General features: G+C 66.6%; 11 protein-coding genes. 7 read left to right on the top strand and 4 right to left on the bottom strand.

All coding sequences use genetic code 11. From position 1 onward, the window contains the following. Positions 1–25: 25 nt before the first annotated feature. Positions 26–1,366, bottom strand: coding sequence for a sensor histidine kinase (locus SKZ59_RS19010; RefSeq protein ID WP_319992633.1), 1,341 nt, complete (start codon positions 1,364–1,366; stop codon positions 26–28). Between the two features lie 184 nt (positions 1,367–1,550). Between SKZ59_RS19010 and SKZ59_RS19005 the strand changes: the two genes are divergently transcribed. Further along, positions 1,551–3,695, top strand: a complete 2,145-nt coding sequence (locus SKZ59_RS19005; protein WP_319992632.1) for a TonB-dependent receptor domain-containing protein — start codon at positions 1,551–1,553, stop codon at positions 3,693–3,695. A gap of 63 nt (positions 3,696–3,758) precedes the next feature. On the opposite strand, the gene SKZ59_RS19000 is transcribed toward SKZ59_RS19005, so the two are convergent. Together SKZ59_RS19000 and SKZ59_RS18995 are read right to left on the bottom strand one after the other, a co-directional pair. Next, complete coding sequence (locus SKZ59_RS19000) at positions 3,759–4,427, bottom strand: response regulator (protein WP_319992631.1); 669 nt, start codon at positions 4,425–4,427, stop codon at positions 3,759–3,761. A gap of 20 nt (positions 4,428–4,447) precedes the next feature. After that, entirely contained in the window at positions 4,448–4,819 is a 372-nt protein-coding gene (locus SKZ59_RS18995) for a YajD family HNH nuclease (protein ID WP_034755042.1), read from the bottom strand. A gap of 282 nt (positions 4,820–5,101) precedes the next feature. Between SKZ59_RS18995 and SKZ59_RS18990 the strand changes: the two genes are divergently transcribed. From SKZ59_RS18990 to SKZ59_RS18980, 3 genes are all read left to right on the top strand, one after another. Next, positions 5,102–8,122 carry a PAS domain-containing protein gene (locus SKZ59_RS18990; protein WP_319992630.1) on the top strand — a complete coding sequence of 1,007 codons (3,021 nt, stop codon included), beginning with the start codon at positions 5,102–5,104 and terminating at the stop codon, positions 8,120–8,122. A gap of 142 nt (positions 8,123–8,264) precedes the next feature. After that, positions 8,265–9,491, top strand: a complete 1,227-nt coding sequence (locus tag SKZ59_RS18985; RefSeq protein WP_319992629.1) for an exonuclease SbcCD subunit D C-terminal domain-containing protein — start codon at positions 8,265–8,267, stop codon at positions 9,489–9,491. Positions 9,492–9,507: 16 nt separating this feature from the next. Further along, a complete protein-coding gene (locus SKZ59_RS18980) occupies positions 9,508–13,266 on the top strand; it encodes an AAA family ATPase (RefSeq protein WP_319992628.1) in 3,759 nt (1,252 codons plus the stop codon). A gap of 4 nt (positions 13,267–13,270) precedes the next feature. Here the strand turns inward: SKZ59_RS18980 and SKZ59_RS18975 are convergent, their stop codons facing one another. Further along, positions 13,271–13,438 (bottom strand): hypothetical protein, encoded by a 168-nt coding sequence (locus SKZ59_RS18975; RefSeq protein ID WP_166449232.1) that lies wholly within the window; start codon positions 13,436–13,438, stop codon positions 13,271–13,273. A gap of 177 nt (positions 13,439–13,615) precedes the next feature. On the opposite strand from SKZ59_RS18975, the gene SKZ59_RS18970 reads away from it, so the two are divergent. The 3 genes from SKZ59_RS18970 (at position 13,616) to SKZ59_RS18960 (ending at position 15,987) form a co-directional block, all read left to right on the top strand. Continuing rightward, positions 13,616–13,825, top strand: a complete 210-nt coding sequence (locus SKZ59_RS18970) for a hypothetical protein (protein WP_034755039.1) — start codon at positions 13,616–13,618, stop codon at positions 13,823–13,825. A 61-nt stretch (positions 13,826–13,886) separates the two neighbouring features. Next, positions 13,887–14,750 (top strand): hypothetical protein, encoded by an 864-nt coding sequence (locus SKZ59_RS18965; protein WP_319992627.1) that lies wholly within the window; start codon positions 13,887–13,889, stop codon positions 14,748–14,750. Between the two features lie 58 nt (positions 14,751–14,808). Beyond that, entirely contained in the window at positions 14,809–15,987 is a 1,179-nt protein-coding gene (locus tag SKZ59_RS18960; RefSeq protein ID WP_319992626.1) for a class I SAM-dependent methyltransferase, read from the top strand. Positions 15,988–16,022 lie beyond the last annotated feature (35 nt).

Genomic DNA, 16,022 nt, shown 5'->3' with positions numbered 1-16,022 from the left:
ATGTGAAGCACGGCTGGCGCTGCTGTCATGGAAACACGACCGTCACCGCCAGCCCCCTGCCCTGCAGCCCTTCGCCAAGGATGATGTGCGCGCCATGCCGTTCGGCGATGCGGCGCACGATGGACAGTCCCAGGCCGCTGCCGGGCAGTGCTGTGCTCCCAAGGCGCACGAAGCGTTCGAACACGCGCTCGTGCAGTTCCTCGGCGATGCCTGGCCCCGTATCGGCCACGCGCAGATAGCTGCCTCCCGCCTCCACGCCGCAGCTGACGGCCACAAAGCCCGGCGCAGGCGTATAGCGCAGCGCATTCTCGACCAGGTTACGCAGCAGCAGCTGCAGGCTGTCCCCATGCAGCGCGCACGGCGCCAGCGCCATGTTCACGCTCAGCGACAGTCCGTACTGCGCGGCCAGCGCCTGCCATTGGGCGCCCTGCTGCGCCAGCAGGTGCGCCAGGTCGCCCGGCGCCAGCGCCAGTACAGTATCCTGCGCCTGCGACTGCGGATCGAGCTGCGCCAGCGCCAGCAACTGGTTGACGAGGCGCGTGGCGCGCTCCACGCTGGCGCCCAGGGCGGCGATGAATTCCTCGCGTTCGTCCGCGCTGCGGGCCCGCTGCAGCACTTGCAGATTGGTCTTGATGGCGGCCAGCGGCGTGCGCAGCTCGTGCGCCGCATCGGCCGTGAAGCGCTGCTCGTTGTCGCGGCTTTGCCGCACCCTGCCAAACAGGCGGTTTATTTCCAGCAGCAGCGGATGCAGTTCGGCGGGCGCGCCCGCGAGCCTGACGTCGGCCAGTTCATCGGGCGTGCGCGCCGATACTTCATCGGCCGACGCCTGCAGCACGCGAAACACGCGGTGGATGCTCCACCAGATGGCGATCGTGGCCAGCGCCACCAGCAGCAGGCCGAACAGCGCGATGCGGTAAAAGAAGCCGCGGCTGATGTCGTCGCGGTGGCTGGTCGGCTCGGCCACCAGCAGTTGCAAAGTGCGCTGCGGGTCCCACAGCGAGAACAAACGCCAGCGCTGGCCGGCTATGCTGGTCCAGGACAGGCCGTCCGGCGCGCTGCGCGACAGGGCGATATCGGACGCCGCGTCATTGCGGTACAGCACGCGCTGCTGCGCGTCGCGCACCTTGAACAGCAAATACTGATGGGGATTCGGATGGCCACGCAGCGGCACGTCGATCGGCCCCGTCAAGCCGTGTTTGCGCGCATCCTTTTCCACCAGCGACAGCAGCAGATGGCCCGTCTCGATCAGCGACTGGTCGAACAATTCCTGGCTTTCACGGCGCGCTTCCACGTACACGATGGCGGCGCTGCCCACCCACAGGGTCAGGGTCAGGCCCAGCAGCACGGCCAGCAGGGTGCGCCGCAAGGACCAGGTTTGCAGGCCGCCGCCAGCCGTTAAGAATCTCTTAAGAACTTCTGCGCAAGATCCGGAGCGAAATATTTTTTGGGATGCCATGTCCGCAATTGTAAATGATTCTTATTGCCTCAATGATTCCCATTAGCTTGCACAGCAACACACACCAATAACTCATCCACCATCAGGAGTTTGCATGTCCAACAGCACCCGCCGCGCGCGCCTGCCGCGTCCCACCACCCTGGCCCTGGCCGTGGCCGCCCTGTCCTGCCTGCCGGCGCACGCCCAGACGGGCGCGCCTGCCAGCATGCCGGAAGTGGTGGTTTCCGCTTCCGGTTTCGAGCAGGACATCAAGCAAGCGCCCGCCTCGATCACGGTGCTGACGCGCCAGGAGCTGTCGAAGGAGCGCTTCGGCAACCTGACGCAGGCGCTGGAAAGCGTGGAAGGCATCGACGTGGGCGCGGCGGGCGACAAGACGGGTGGCATGAACATCAGCATCCGCGGCATGCCCAGCGACTACACCTTGGTGCTGATCGACGGGCGCCGCCAGAACGCGGCCGGCAATGTCACGCCGAACGGCTTCGGCGGCACGCAAACGAGCTTCATGCCGCCGCTGGCCGCCATCGAGCGCATCGAGATCATCCGCGGCCCCATGTCGACCCTGTACGGCTCGGACGCCATGGGCGGCGTGATCAACATCATCACGCGCAAGGTGGGCAAGCAGTGGATGGGCTCCGTCTCGGCCGACTATACCGTGCAGGAAGAATCCGATTTCGGCGACGTGAAAAACGGCCGCTTCTACCTGAGCGGCCCCATCGCCACCGACCTGCTGGGCCTGTCCCTGCGCGGCAGCAAGCAGCGACGCGACGCCGCCGACATCCGCTACAACGACGGTACCGGTACGGAAGTCGTGCCGAACATGGGCGCGAACCCCGTGCGTGCGGACATTGAAAACTTTGGCGCGCGCCTGGCCTTCACGCCGAACCGCTACCACACCGTCATCCTCGACGCGGATGCGGGCCGCCAGACCTACGATAATTCGAAGAAACAGCTGGGCACCCTGGGCTTGCAGGGCGGCTACGGCCCGGAACAAAAATATAACCGCGACCAGTGGACCCTGTCGCACACGGGCCGCTTCGGCTTCGGCACTGTGGACAGCAGCTACATGGTGAACAAGACGGAGACCCTGGGCCGCACGATCCCGCCAGGCACGCCGGGCGCCGTCGCCGGCAGCGCGCGCACGCTGGAAGTGGAAAGCCAGGTGTTCGACACCAAGCTGGTCATGCCATTAGGCAAGCACATGGCGACCGTCGGCGCGCAATGGTGGAAGGCGGAAATGACGGACGGCGTGGCGCCGAAAAAATTCGAATTCACGCAAAAAGCCCTGTTCGTGGAAGACGAATGGCAGGTGCTGGAGAACGTCGCGCTGACCTTTGGCGCCCGCTATGACGATCACAGCATCTTCGGCGGCCAGACCAGCCCCCGCGCGTATGCCGTGTGGAACGCGACGCCGAGCTGGACCGTCAAGGGCGGCGTCAGCAAGGGCTACAAGACGCCGCGCGTGGAGCAACTGTCGCCCGGCATCAACGGTTTCGGCGGCCAGGGCACGGTCCCCCTCGTCGGCAGTCCGGACTTGAAGCCGGAAACGAGCACGACCACGGAAATCGGCGCCTACTTCGACAACCTGGCCGGCTGGACGGCCAGCGGCTCCCTGTTCAACAATGAGTTCAAGGACAAGATCACGACGGGCACCGGCCTCGTCAACTGCGACTACCGTCCGTCGCCGAACCGTCCAGGCTGCGTCAGCTTCGGCAACTGGCCCAACGTCGATGCGTTTGGCCAGTCCGTCAACGTGGATGAGGCCGTCACGCGCGGCGTCGAGCTGAACACGCGCTTCCCGCTGGGCAAGACCTTGTCGGCCAGCGCCAACTACACCTACACGGAAAGCGAACAGAAGAGTGGCAGCAACGCGGGCAAGCCGCTGAGCGACACGCCCAAGCACGCCGTCAATGCGCGCCTCTCGTGGGATATCTCGCGCGAATGGAATGGCTGGCTGCGCGCCGAGTACCGCAGCGAGCGCTTCCGCGATCCGGGCACCTCGGCTTCCACGCGCGCCGCCAAGGCTGCGCTGGGAGACTACAAGGGCTACACCATGCTGCACCTGGGCACCAGCTACCAGTTGAACAAGCGCGTGACCCTGAACGCGGCCGTGTACAACCTGCTCAACAAGGACTTTATCGACTACCAGCCGTACCGCGCACCGGCATTGAACTACGCCAACCGCTATGTCAACAGCCTGGACGGACGCCGCCTGTGGCTGTCGGCCACCGTCGATTTCTGATGAGTTGATGGCTGACCAGCCATAGAGCACAACGGGCTGCCTCAGGGCGGCCCGTTTTCTTTGTCAGGCCGCTTTCGGCTTGTCGATGCAATAACCGATCGCATGCACGGTGCGTATCAAGTCCCGCCCCAGCTTCTTGCGCAGGTGGTGGATGTGCACTTGCACGGCGTTGCTTTCCACTTCGCCGCCCCAGCTATACAGATTTTTCTCCAGCTGTTCCCGGCTCAGCACCCGGCCGCCGTGCTCCAGCAGCAGTTGCAGGATGCGAAATTCCTTCACCGTCAGGGTCACGGGCAAGCCCCGTTGCGTCACCTGCCGGTCCGCGATATCGAGCACGAGGTCGCCGTGCACGAGGTGCTCGCGCAGGCGGCCGGCGGCGCGGCGGCAGGCGCTGCGGATGCGCGCGGCCAGTTCGTCGAGGTCGAACGGCTTGACGATGAAGTCGTCGGCGCCCGCGTCGAGGCCGGCGATGCGCTCTCCCACCGTGTCGCGCGCCGTGACGACCAGCACGGCGCCGCTATAGCCATTGTCGCGCAGCATGCCCAGCGCCTGCATGCCGTCCTGCCCGGGCAAGCCCAGGTCGAGCAGGATGCAGCCATAGTCGTGCAGGCGCACGGCCGTGTGCGCGTGTTCGGCGCTCGTGACCCAGTCGACGGCATAGCCGCCCTGCTCCAGGCCGATCTGCGTGGCGCGGCCCAGTTGCGGGTCGTCTTCGGTCAGCAAGATGCGCATGGGGAAGCGGCGCGGCCCGCTCAGTCCTTTTTCTTGATCAGGCCCGCCAGCGCGGCAAACGGATTGTGCGTGGCCGGCGCCACCTCGGCCGACAGCAAGCCGGCGCCACGGTCCGCTTCCAGGTAGCGCGAGTGCTCATTGTCGTGGCAATACAGGCACAGCAGTTCCCAGTTGCTGCCATCGGGCGGATTGTTGTCGTGGTTGTGGTCGCGGTGGTGCACGGTCAGCTGCTGCACGTTGGCACGCGTAAATTCGCGCATGCAGCGGCCGCAGACCCACGGGTACATCTTCAGCGAGCGCTCGCGGTAGCCGCTCTCGCGCTGGTCGGCGGCGCGGCGCGCTTCGGCCACGATCTTGTCCAGCCGTGCCGCATCGGGCTTTTTACTCTGCATGACAACTTTCGATATGGGAGGTAGAAGCATCCATTTTAATGAGGATGGGGGCGCAATTGTACTTTTTCTGCCACGCCGCCAGCCCGTGTCGCCACCGGCGCACCTTTTTTAGCGTGCGCGGCACCACAGATACTTGATTTAACGCAAAATAAGCCCAGCGACAGACCGCGAACAGACGATGGGCGTGGCGGCGACGGGCTTATGCGCAAGGCAGCCGATTTCGGCTATCATGCGCGCCACGCCGCCCTTCCCTTTTTCCATGAATCTAGCCTGCAAGCGCCCGTGATAGCGATAACGAGACCCCTGCAACGCCTTGCCCGCCGCCTGTACCGCATCAGTCTGGTGCCCCTGTTCGCGCTCATCCTGCTGCTGGCGCTGTGGGCGGCCGTCTACTATCAGGTGGGCCAGGAGCGGGCCAGCGCCGTGCGCGACGCCGTGGCCGCGAGCCAGTCGCTGGCGCGTACCCTGGCCGACCATACCAGTTTCACGCTGCGCCAGACCGACCATGCCACGCAATTGTTCAAGCTCAAATACGAGGAAACGGACGGCGGCCTGCGCCTCAATGAATTCACGCGCCGCCAGGGCCTGCTCGACAGCGTGCTGCCATCGAAGCTGGAACTGCCGATCGCCCTCATCGACGCGCAGGGCAACGTCATCGACAGCGCCCACGCCTATCTGCCGGAAAACCTGGCCGCGCAGCCATTTTTCAGGGCGCTGGCCGCCAATGCATCCGACACGGTTTTGGTCGATACACCGATGCTCGACGCGGACGGCAAGCGCTGGACCATCCGCCTGGCGCGCCGCCTGAACGATGCGCGGGGCCGCTTTGCCGGCGCCATCGTCATCCACGTCGACCCCACGTATTTTGTCGACGACTACGACCGCCTGAACCTCGACGAGCATGGCGCGCTGATGCTGGTGGCGCGCGACAGCGGCCTGACGGTGGGCCGCATCGGCGAGCAATTGATCCTCAGCGACCGCATCGACTTCCGCATGCCGGGACCGCCGCAGCACGCTTCCGAGGAACTGCTGATCGAGCCGCCCGTCGACGCGACGCCGCGCATCTACAGCTATCATGAGCTGCCACGCTACCCGCTGCTGGCCGTGGTGGGCGTGAGCCGTACCGTCGCCCTGGCCCGTTTCGAACACCGCCGCCTCGTGTATATCGGCGCGCTGCTCGCCGCCAGCGTGCTCATCGCCGGCTTTACGACCCTGCTGATGCGCCAGAGCGCACGCCTGCGCCGCAGCATCCGCCAGGCGACGGAAACGCAGGCGCTGCTGCGCGCGGCGCACCACGGCAGCCTCGACTCCGTGCTGCTGCTGAAAGCCTGGCGCCCCGCCCAGGGCAAGCCGGTGGAAGACTTCATTTTCGCCGACGTCAACGAGCGGGCCGCCGACATGCTGGGCAAGCCGCGCTCCGAGCTGCTGGGCCAGCGCGTGCTGCAGCACATGCCGCTGCTGCGCGGCGAGCGTTTCTTCCAGCGCTTCGTGCTGGTGATGGAAACGCGCCAGCCGCTGGAAGATGAATTCGAGCTGACACTGGCCTCGGGCGCCACGCGCTGGCTGCGCCACCAGGTGGTGCCAATCACCGACGGCGTGGCCGTCACCTCGCGCGACATCAGCGCGCGCAAGCACGACGAACTGGCGCTGCAGGACAACCGCAGCTTCCTGCAATCGCTGATCGATCATTTGCCCGTGCTGGTCTACGTGAAAAGCGCGCGACCGGAAAACTTCGGCCAGATGGAAGTGTGGAACAAGGCGGCCGAGGACATCACCGGCCACCTGGCCGCCGACGTCATCGGCAAGACCGATTGCCAGGCATTCCCGCCCGACTTCGGCCTGCACGACGCCGAGGACGACCGCGCCATCCTGGCCGAGCACGGCGTCATCGACCATACGGAAAAGCCGCTGCGCCTGACGGACGGCAGCCTGCGCTACCTGCGCGCCGTCTCCGTGCCCGTGTTCGACGAGCGCCAGCAGATCGAACATATCCTGTGCATCGCCGAGGATATCTCGCAGCGCCGCCAGCAGGAACTGGAACTGCGCCAGAAACAGGCCGAGCTGGCCGCCGTCAACGACGCCTCGCCGCTGGGCCTGGTGCGCCTGGACCGCCAGCGCCGCTGCACCTACGTCAACCGCACCTTCGAATCGATCACGGGCTTGCCGCGCGCGGCCGCCCTGGGCGCCGGCTGGACCAGCGCCCTGCATCCGGACGACTATCCGCTGATGCACGTGGCGCTGGAACAGCTGACGCGCAGCCATGCGCCATTCCAGTCGACCCTGCGCTGCCTGCAGCGCGACGGCCGGCTGGTCTGGGTCTCCGTCAAAATCGCGCCCATCCTCATCGACGGCAAGATCGAGGGCTACGTGGGGACCCTGGACGACATCACCACCTTGCGCGAATCGGAAGTGGCGCTGCTGGAAAGCGAAGCGCGCCTGCGCACCATCGCCGACACCTTGCCGGCCATGATCGCCTACATCGACGCCGACCAGGTCTACCGCTTCCTGAACATCGCCTATGAACGCGAATTCGGCCTGACGGGCCGCCAGGCGCTGGGCAAGCGCGTGCGCGACACGGTGGGCGAGGCGCGCTACCGCACGGTGGCGCCGTATATCGAAAGAGTGCTGGCCGGTGAAACCTTGAGCTTCGAGGAAGAAGACGAGAAGGAAGGCATCGAGCGCTGCCTGGAAGTGATCTACATCCCGCAGATCGGCGAAGACAAGCTGCAGGTGGTGGGCTTTCACGTGATGCGCCAGGATATCACCGTGCAAAAGCGCGAAAAACAGCGCCTGCTGAAGCTGGCCCAGGTCGATGCGCTGACGGGCTTGTCGAACCGCGCCGGCTTCCAGCAAAAACTCAGCGACGCCATGCACGCGAGCCGCCAGCAGCAGCACCTGATGGCCGTCATGTACATGGATATCGACCGCTTCAAGCCCGTCAACGACACGCACGGCCACGGCACCGGCGACGCCCTGCTGCGCGCCTTCGCCCAGCGCCTGACGCACACCATGCGCGCCACCGACATCATCGCCCGCCTGGGCGGCGATGAATTCACCATCATCATGGAACAGATCACCCGGCCAGAAGACGCGGCCGTGCTGGCGGAAAAAATCGTCGCCGCCATGCAGCAGCCGTTCGAACTCGATGGCATCACCGTGCGCATTTCCGCCAGCATCGGCCTGGCCTTCTACCGCGACGAAGACATTTCCCCCGCCGTGCTGCTGCAGCGCGCCGACGTGCTGCTGTACAAGGCCAAGCAGGATGGACGCAATACATACAGAGCTGGCGCATTGACGGCTTGATGGCTGAGGGCAAGCCCAACTGAAGGCTGGGGTCAGTCGCTTCGCGATCGGCAAGTTCCCTACCAGGAAACATGCCCCCAACGGGTCTGACCCCTATCATTCCTGCTATATTGGCGCCTGTCCTCCCTACCGTTGCCACACCATGCGCCTGCTGCACACTTCCGACTGGCATCTGGGCCAGACCCTGCACAATTTTGAAAGGGGCTACGAGCACCAGCGCTTCCTCGACTGGCTGCTCGACACGCTTGTGGTCGAACAGGTCGACGTGTTGCTGGTGGCGGGCGACGTATTCGACAACGCCAACCCGTCGGCCGCCTCGCAAAAGCAGTTATATGTCTTCCTGCAGCAGGCGCGCGCGCGCCTGCCCGCGCTGCAGCTGGTGGTCGTCGCCGGCAACCACGATTCGGCCGGCCGTCTCGAAGCGCCCGGCCCCCTGCTGGCCGCGCATGGCACCCACGTAATCGGCCATCTGCTGCGCGACGAGGCAGGCAATATCGACCTGGAACGCCTGCTGCTGCCGCTCGCCGGCGGCGACGGGCAAGTGCAGGCCTGGTGCCTGGCCGTGCCTTTTTTGCGCCCCGGCGACGTGCCGAAACTGCCGGCCGGCGACACGCAGGACGCCTACCTGGGCGGCATCGCCCTGCTGTACCGGCAATTGACGGACCTGGCGCTGGCGCGCCGCCAGCCCGGGCAAGCCATCGTCGCCATGGGCCACTGCCACATGGTGGGCGGCGAAATGTCGAACGACTCCGAACGCCGCATCGTCATCGGCGGCACGGAAATGCTTCCGTCGGGGATCTTCGATACGTCCATCGCCTATGCGGCGCTGGGCCATTTGCACAAGGCGCAGGCCGTGGGCGGTCAGGAGCACATCCGCTACTGCGGCAGCCCGATTCCCCTGTCGTTCGCCGAAGTACACTACCGCCACCAGGTGCTGTGCCTCGATATCGACGGCGAAGCGCTGCAATCCGTGCGCGCCATCGAAGTGCCGCGCGCCGTGCCCCTGCTGCGCGTGCCCGCCACGCCGGCGCCCATCAACGAAGTACTGGCGCAGCTGGCCGCCCTCGACGTGCCCGCCACACCACCTGAAGCGCAGCCCTTCCTGGAAGTGCGCGTGCGCCTCGATGCACCGGAACCGGGCCTGCGCACGCGCATCGAAACGGCGCTCGACGGCAAGCACGTGCGTCTGGCGAAGATCGAAACGTCGAGCGCCGCGCGCAGCAGCGCGCCCGAGAACCTGACGCTCGACCAGTTGGCACAGCTGCAGCCCGACGACATCTTCCGCCGCCTGTACCTGCAAAAATACGGCAAGGAAGCGCCCCCCGAACAACTGTCGGCCCTGGCCGAACTGCTGCTGCCCGGCGCGTGAGCGAAACTGAAGAACCATGAAAATACTGAACATCAGCGGCAAGAACCTGGCCTCGCTGGCCGGCGAATTTGAAGTCGACTTCCAGCAGGAGCCGCTGGCGTCTTCCGGCCTGTTCGCCATCAGCGGCCCCACGGGCGCGGGCAAGAGCACCCTGCTCGACGCCCTGTGCCTGGCCCTGTACGACGCCACGCCGCGTTTGCTGAAAGTGCTGGGCCGGGGCAGCGCCCTGCCCGACGTGGGCAAGGAAACCGTCAATGCCCAGGATACGCGCACCCTGCTGCGGCGCGGCACGCCCGACGGTTACGCGCAAGTGGACTTCGTCGGCAACGACGGCGCAAGCTACCGCGCGCGCTGGAGCGTGCGCCGCTCGCGCACCAAGGCGGAAGGCGCGCTGCAGGCCACCGCCATGAGCTTGCACCAGCTGCCCGCGCTGCAAGCCATCGGCGGTACCAAGACGGAAGTCAAGGAAGAGATCGAAAAGCGCATCGGCCTGTCGTTCGACCAGTTTACGCGCGCCGTGCTGCTGGCGCAGAACGAGTTTTCCACCTTCCTCAAGACGGAAGACAATGAACGGGGCGAGTTGCTCGAAACCCTGACGGGCAGCAGCATCTATACGGACATTTCCATGCGCGCCTTCGAGCGGGCGAAAAAGGAAAAACAGGTCCTCGAACGCCTGGGCGAAAAACTGGCCGACCAGCGTCCCCTGTCGCCGGAAGAACGGGCCGATACCGAAACGCTGTGCAGCGCGGCCGACACCGCCCTGCACACCATCGACTTGCGCAAGGCCGTGCTGGAACTGCAGCAGCGCTGGCACCAGGAGACGCACAAGCTGCAAACCCAGATGGCGGCGGCGCAAGAGGCGCTCGATGGCGCGGATGCCGAACGGGCCGCTGCCGAAGCGCGCCGCACGGCGCTGGCGCAGTGGGAATTGCTGCAGCCGGCGCGGCCCCTGATCGACGACGTGGCGCGTCTGGCGAACGACATCGCCAGTACGGGCGCCGCGCTGGAAGCGTCGCGCGCGCAGGCGGCGCAGGCTGTGGCCAGCGAAGCGCAACTGGCGCAGGCCGTGCAGCTGGCGGCAGCGGACTTGCTGTCCAAAGAAGCGGCGCAGCGCGACGCGGCTCCCCTGCTCGACCAGGCCAAGGCGCTCGATGCCGGTATCCTGGCCCAGCTGCCCGCGCATGAGCAGGCAAAGCAAGCGGCGCAAGGTGCCGACCAGGCCAACGAGGCTGCGCGCGCCGCGCTGCACACGCTGCAGCAGCGCCAGCAGACCGCGCAGGCGGAACAGGAAGCGGGCAGTCAGTGGCTGGCATCGCACCAGCAGTGGCAGGCGCTGGCGCAATCGTGGCAATTATGGGATCAATTGTTTGCCCAGGCCGGGCAAGCGGCCGCGCAAGCCGATGCGGCCGACGCGAGCATGGCCGAATCGGCGCGGCAGGTGCGCCAGGCCCTTGACACCACGCAGGCGGCGCAAGCGGCGCTAGCCAGCGCCGCTGCCGCGCTGGCGCTGCGCGATGCCGAACGGCGCGAGGCGCTGGCGGCCGTGCAAGCCATCGATGGCCAGGGGCTGCAGGAACAGCGCGGCCAGCTGGAGGCACACGCGCGCATCTTGAGCAACGCGGAAAAAACCTGGAACGAACTGGCACGCCAGCGGCAGGCGCTGGCGCACTGGCAAGCGAAGGCGGCCCAGCTGGCGCAGGCCGCGCAAACGGAAAGCACGGCACTGGCGGCGGAAGCGGCGCAAACGGCGCTGCTGGAGGCTCGCCTGGCGCAGGCGGAAAAATCGTTGAAGGGCGCCGAAGCGGCATGCGCGGCCAGCGTCGAGCAGCTGCGGGCCAATTTGCAGGATGACCAGCCCTGCCCCGTCTGCGGCGCGCTGGAACACCCGTACAGCCACGCCGACGACGCCTTGCAGGCGATGCTGGCCAGCTTGCAGGATGACGTGCTGGCCTGCCGAACGCAGGTGCGCGGCAATCTGGAACGGCTGGCCACGCACAAGGCGGCACTGGCCGCCCATATGCGCGAACAGGCGCAAACGGCGGAAGAACTATCGGCACTGCCGTCCATCATCGACGGCCTGAATGCGCAATGGCAGCCGCACGCGGACACCCTGCAGCTGCCGCCGGTAGACGAGCGCGCGGACTGGTTCACGCAGCAATTGGCGGCCAATGCGGCAGGCTTGCAGGCGCTGGCGCAGCAGGAAACGGTGCTGCGCCAGGCCAGCGCGCGGCGCGAGCAGGCGCAGGCGGCGCACGAACTGGCATCCAGCGAGCACGCGCGCTGCACCAGCACCGTCGCCGAGGCGCAAGCGCAGCTGGTGCAGCTGCAGGCGCAGCAAGCGGGCAACGCCGACAAGGGCGAGACGGCGCGCGCCACGCTCGATGCCTTGCTGGCGCAGCTCGATGGCGCCTTTGCCGACGCCGACGGCGCCGAGGACTGGAAAGACAGCTGGCGCGCCGGCCCGGCCGACTTCCGCGCGGCGCGTGAATCGGAAAGCCGGCAATGGCTGAAACAGCAGGCGGACCAGGACAAGCGCGGCCACGCACTGGCGACCCTGGCCGCGCAACTGGAAGCGGCGCTGCTGGCCGCCGGCAAGGCGCGGCACACGGCGCAGGAAGCCCATGCCGTCTTTGCCGCCGCCGACAAACAGCGAACGGCACTGCAAGCGCAGCGCCACGCGCTATGGCAGGGCCAGAGCGTGGCCGAGGTCGAGCGCAGCCTGGCAGCGGCCATCGCGCAGTCCAAAGAACAGCTGGCGCGGCAGCAAACGGCGGCGCAGTCGGCCAGCCAGCAACGCACGCGCCTCGACGAAGCGTGCGCGCAGCTGTCGCAGCGCCTGGCCGCCATGCGCGAACAGGAACACGGCGCCGCCGCCGCCCTGCACGACTGGCTGCGCCAGTTCCAGGATGCCCATCCGGCCCACGCGCCTGCCACGCTCGACGAGCTGCGCGCGCACCTGGCCATCGCGCCGGACGCCATGCGCGCCGAACGCGACGCCCTGCAAGTGATCGCCGACCGCCACACGGCGGCCGTTTCCGTGCTGGCCGAACGGCGGCAGCAGCTGGCCGCGCACGTGCAGCAGCCGCCGCAGGCGCTGGAAATGGACGTGGCCGCGCTGCAGGCCGCGCTCGATGCACTGGCGCTGGAACGCCAGGCGGCCAACGAGGAAGCGACGCGCTTGCGCCTGGCCATCGCGCAGGACGACGCCCGGCGCCACAGCGCGCAAGCGATGCTGGCGCAAATCGAGGCGCAAGCCGTCATCGAGCGGCGCTGGGCCAGCCTGAATGAATTGATCGGCTCGGCCGACGGCAAGAAATTCCGCAACTACGCGCAGCAATTCACCCTGGAAGTGCTGCTCGGCTATGCCAACGCGCACCTGAACCACCTGGCGCGCCGCTACCAGCTGGAACGCATCGACAACCCGAACAATCCATCGCTGGGCCTGATGGTGCGCGACCAGGACATGGGCGGCGAGCTGCGCTCCGTGCACTCGCTGTCGGGCGGCGAATCGTTCCTCGTCTCGCTGGCCCTGGCGCTGGGCCTGGCCTCGCTGTCCTCGAACCGCGTGCGCGTGGAATCGCTGTTCATCGACGAGGGCTTCGGCAGCCTGGACACGGAAACCCTGCGCGTGGCCATGGATGCGCTCGACGGCTTGCAAGCGATGGGCCGCAAGGTGGGCGTCATCTCGCACGTACAGGAAATGACGGAACGCATCGCCACCCGCATCCTCGTGCAGCCGGGGTCCGGCGGCAAGAGCGTGGTGACGGTGCGTTAGGTCGCTAACGGCTGGCCGGCTCCCGGCACAGCCTGAGCATATCCCAGCCCAGCTCGCGGCGGATCTGCTCGGGGTCGGGCGGCGGCCGGCGCTGTTCCAGCTCCGCTTTCAGCCACTTCCTGACCAGCTCCTTGGCGGGCTGTGCAGGCTTCTCCTTGTCATGCTTGTCCATGGTGCTACCTCGTTCAATGGATACCAGATGGCCTCCGTACTCTCTCAACGTGATAGACCTGATTCAGTTGACTTCCGCGTGGCGCAGTTGCAACAGTATGTAACAGCAGGCGGAGTGGGGTAAAATCCCGCCCTTCGCATATGTTCCCGTATGCCCCGCAACAGTTCAAGGAAGCCCATGAAAGCCGCCCGCAGCCTCACCTTCAAGTGCGTCAAATGTCACAAATCCATGCAGGTCTACCTGCAAAAAGTCTCCGCCTGCTCGCATATCCAGCCATACCAGGGCATTTGCGCATGCGGCGAACTCAAGCGCCACGCCACGGGCCAGGCCGATGCCGTCAAGTCCTACCTGGAATCGGCGGACGGTAGCTGGTCGCACCACCACTAATGGTTAAAGAATGGGCGTAGAACGCCGTTAATAACGGTACTTCGCTCATTGAGAAACCGCCATGTCCCAGCTTCCCGCCCTCGCCAGCCGTCAACCCGCCTCGAATACGCTGGCTGGCCAGCAGCCGTCCCGCACGGGCAACAGCGCCACGGGCCTGGCCGGCTCACCCCTGATGCAGCGCACGGCGCAAGACGTGGTGGCGCTGTCGAAAAATGGCCTGGACCTGTCGGCCAAACGGCTCTCGCAACGCACCGATGCGCTGGGCAACGCCACCGTCGACGTGGCGCAAGATTTCCTGAGCCACATGACGCGCCAGCTGTTCGGCGACGGCGCCACCATCGCCTTCGATTCGGTCGATTTGCAAGCCGGCTCCAGCTTCAGCAGCGGCAGCGCCAGCGTCTCGGGTCCCAATGGCAGCAGCCGCGCGGCCGCCTTCAGCCTCGATGAAAACGCGCATTTCATCGGCAAGGGCAAGATCACGACGGCCGACGGCCAGACCTTCGACTTCGAAGTGGAAGTGCAATATCAATCGAATATCAGCGCGGGCGTGCTTGAGCAAACGCAAAATGAAACGCCGGAAGCCCCGGTATCCGATGACGGCGTCCTGCCCGCCAAACAGTTGCCCGACACGCATTTCGGCGGCAATCTGCACGACCTGTTCAAGCTGCTGGGCCAGCAATTGCAAAGCAATCTCTATCAGGGCATGTCCGATGGCGCCAGCGCCAGCGCCAGCGGCAACGATGGCGACCTGGCGGGCAGCCTGAGCTTGCGCTTGCTCAAGCTGGTGCAGCCGGACGCGGTGGCCGACGCCGGCAAGAAAATCGTGGAAGCCACGCCGGAAGAGCAGGCGCGCGCCCGTGCGCTGGCACTCGCCTATGGCACGGACAGCGCCGGCAGCACAGACGGCACGGCCAGCAACGTATAATGGAAGACGGCCTGCGCAGGCGACCATGCCGCGCGCCCCCTTCTATCGATTGAATCCCATGTCCGACACCTCTTCACCTACCGTTCATCCGCAGATCCACTGGAGCGAAAACGGCGCCGAGCATTCGGCCCGCTGGCGTTCGGAAAGCGGCATGCCGCCGCCCAAGCGCGTCGTCATCGCCGATGACCGCACGACGGCCGACCAGGCTTACCGCCTGGCCTGCGAAGGCACAGCCATGCTGTGGCGCGGCGACTTCCAGAATGCGCGCCAGTTGCTGCAGGCGCTGGCGCGCCGCGCCGACCACAAGAACGACAAACCAAGCAAGAAGGCCAAGGCCGCCAAATTGGCCAAGCCGGAACCGTCCGCCACGGAAGCGTTCCATCTGCACCGCCAGGCCCAGTCGCAGCGCGCCCGCACCCTGGCCATGCTGCTGCTGCCCTTCGATGCCGACTACACGATCCCGCTGCGCCGCGCGCCGGACGTGAAACTGGCGTGCAATGAAGCGTATGGCCGCGGCGAAGAGCCGTTTATCGCCTCCTTGCGCGAACTGCTGGGCCTGATCGGCGCGCACGAATGGCGCCGCACGGGCGTGGAACTGCCGGCCCTGGGCCAGCGCATCCATCCGCACTACGGCGTGTTCGCGCCGATCCGCGGCGAATACGTGGGCCTGGTGGCGGAAGCGCCGCTGCCCGCGCGCGCCAGCCTGGCCTTCGACATCGGCACCGGCACGGGCGTGCTGGCCGCCGTACTGGCGCAGCGCGGCGTCGCCCGCATCGTCGCCACCGACCAGGACCCGCGCGCCCTGTCCTGCGCGCGCGAAAACCTGGCCCGCCTCGATGTGATCGACAAGGTCGAGGTGGTGCAGGCCGACCTGTTCCCTGCCGGCCGCGCGCCGCTCGTCGTGTGCAATCCGCCCTGGCTACCGGCCCGCCCCAGCTCGCCGATCGAATACGCCGTCTACGATCCGGACAGCCGCATGCTGCGCGGCTTCCTCGCCGGCCTGGCCGACCACCTGGAGCCAAACGGCGAAGGCTGGCTGATCCTGTCGGACCTGGCCGAGCACCTGGGCTTGCGCCCGCGCGCGCAATTGCTCGAATGGATAGAACAGGCGGGCTTGAAAGTCATCGACCGCCTGGACGTGAAACCCACGCACCCGCGCGCGCAGGACGCCACCGACAGCCTGCATGCGGCCCGTTCGAAGGAAGTCACCTCGCTGTGGCGCCTGGCGGCGGCGTAATCGAAGGTCTGAAACCCGGCCATTGCGCATTGCAG

The sequence above is a fragment of the Janthinobacterium sp. GMG2 genome, from assembly GCF_033949445.1.
Taxonomy (GTDB): domain Bacteria; phylum Pseudomonadota; class Gammaproteobacteria; order Burkholderiales; family Burkholderiaceae_D; genus Janthinobacterium; species Janthinobacterium aestuarii.
This window is presented reverse-complemented; position numbering and strand designations above follow the sequence as displayed.

What these genes read in the sequence shown, in the direction of transcription:
- SKZ59_RS19005 (WP_319992632.1), top strand. Translation starts at nt 1,551, where the DNA reads ATGTCCAACAGCACCCGCCGCGCGCGCCTGCCGCGTCCCACCACCCTG.
- SKZ59_RS19000 (WP_319992631.1), bottom strand. Translation starts at nt 4,427, where the DNA reads ATGCGCATCTTGCTGACCGAAGACGACCCGCAACTGGGCCGCGCCACG.
- SKZ59_RS18995 (WP_034755042.1), bottom strand. Translation starts at nt 4,819, where the DNA reads ATGCAGAGTAAAAAGCCCGATGCGGCACGGCTGGACAAGATCGTGGCC.
- SKZ59_RS18985 (WP_319992629.1), top strand. Translation starts at nt 8,265, where the DNA reads ATGCGCCTGCTGCACACTTCCGACTGGCATCTGGGCCAGACCCTGCAC.
- SKZ59_RS18980 (WP_319992628.1), top strand. Translation starts at nt 9,508, where the DNA reads ATGAAAATACTGAACATCAGCGGCAAGAACCTGGCCTCGCTGGCCGGC.
- SKZ59_RS18975 (WP_166449232.1), bottom strand. Translation starts at nt 13,438, where the DNA reads ATGGACAAGCATGACAAGGAGAAGCCTGCACAGCCCGCCAAGGAGCTG.
- SKZ59_RS18970 (WP_034755039.1), top strand. Translation starts at nt 13,616, where the DNA reads ATGAAAGCCGCCCGCAGCCTCACCTTCAAGTGCGTCAAATGTCACAAA.
- SKZ59_RS18965 (WP_319992627.1), top strand. Translation starts at nt 13,887, where the DNA reads ATGTCCCAGCTTCCCGCCCTCGCCAGCCGTCAACCCGCCTCGAATACG.
- SKZ59_RS18960 (WP_319992626.1), top strand. Translation starts at nt 14,809, where the DNA reads ATGTCCGACACCTCTTCACCTACCGTTCATCCGCAGATCCACTGGAGC.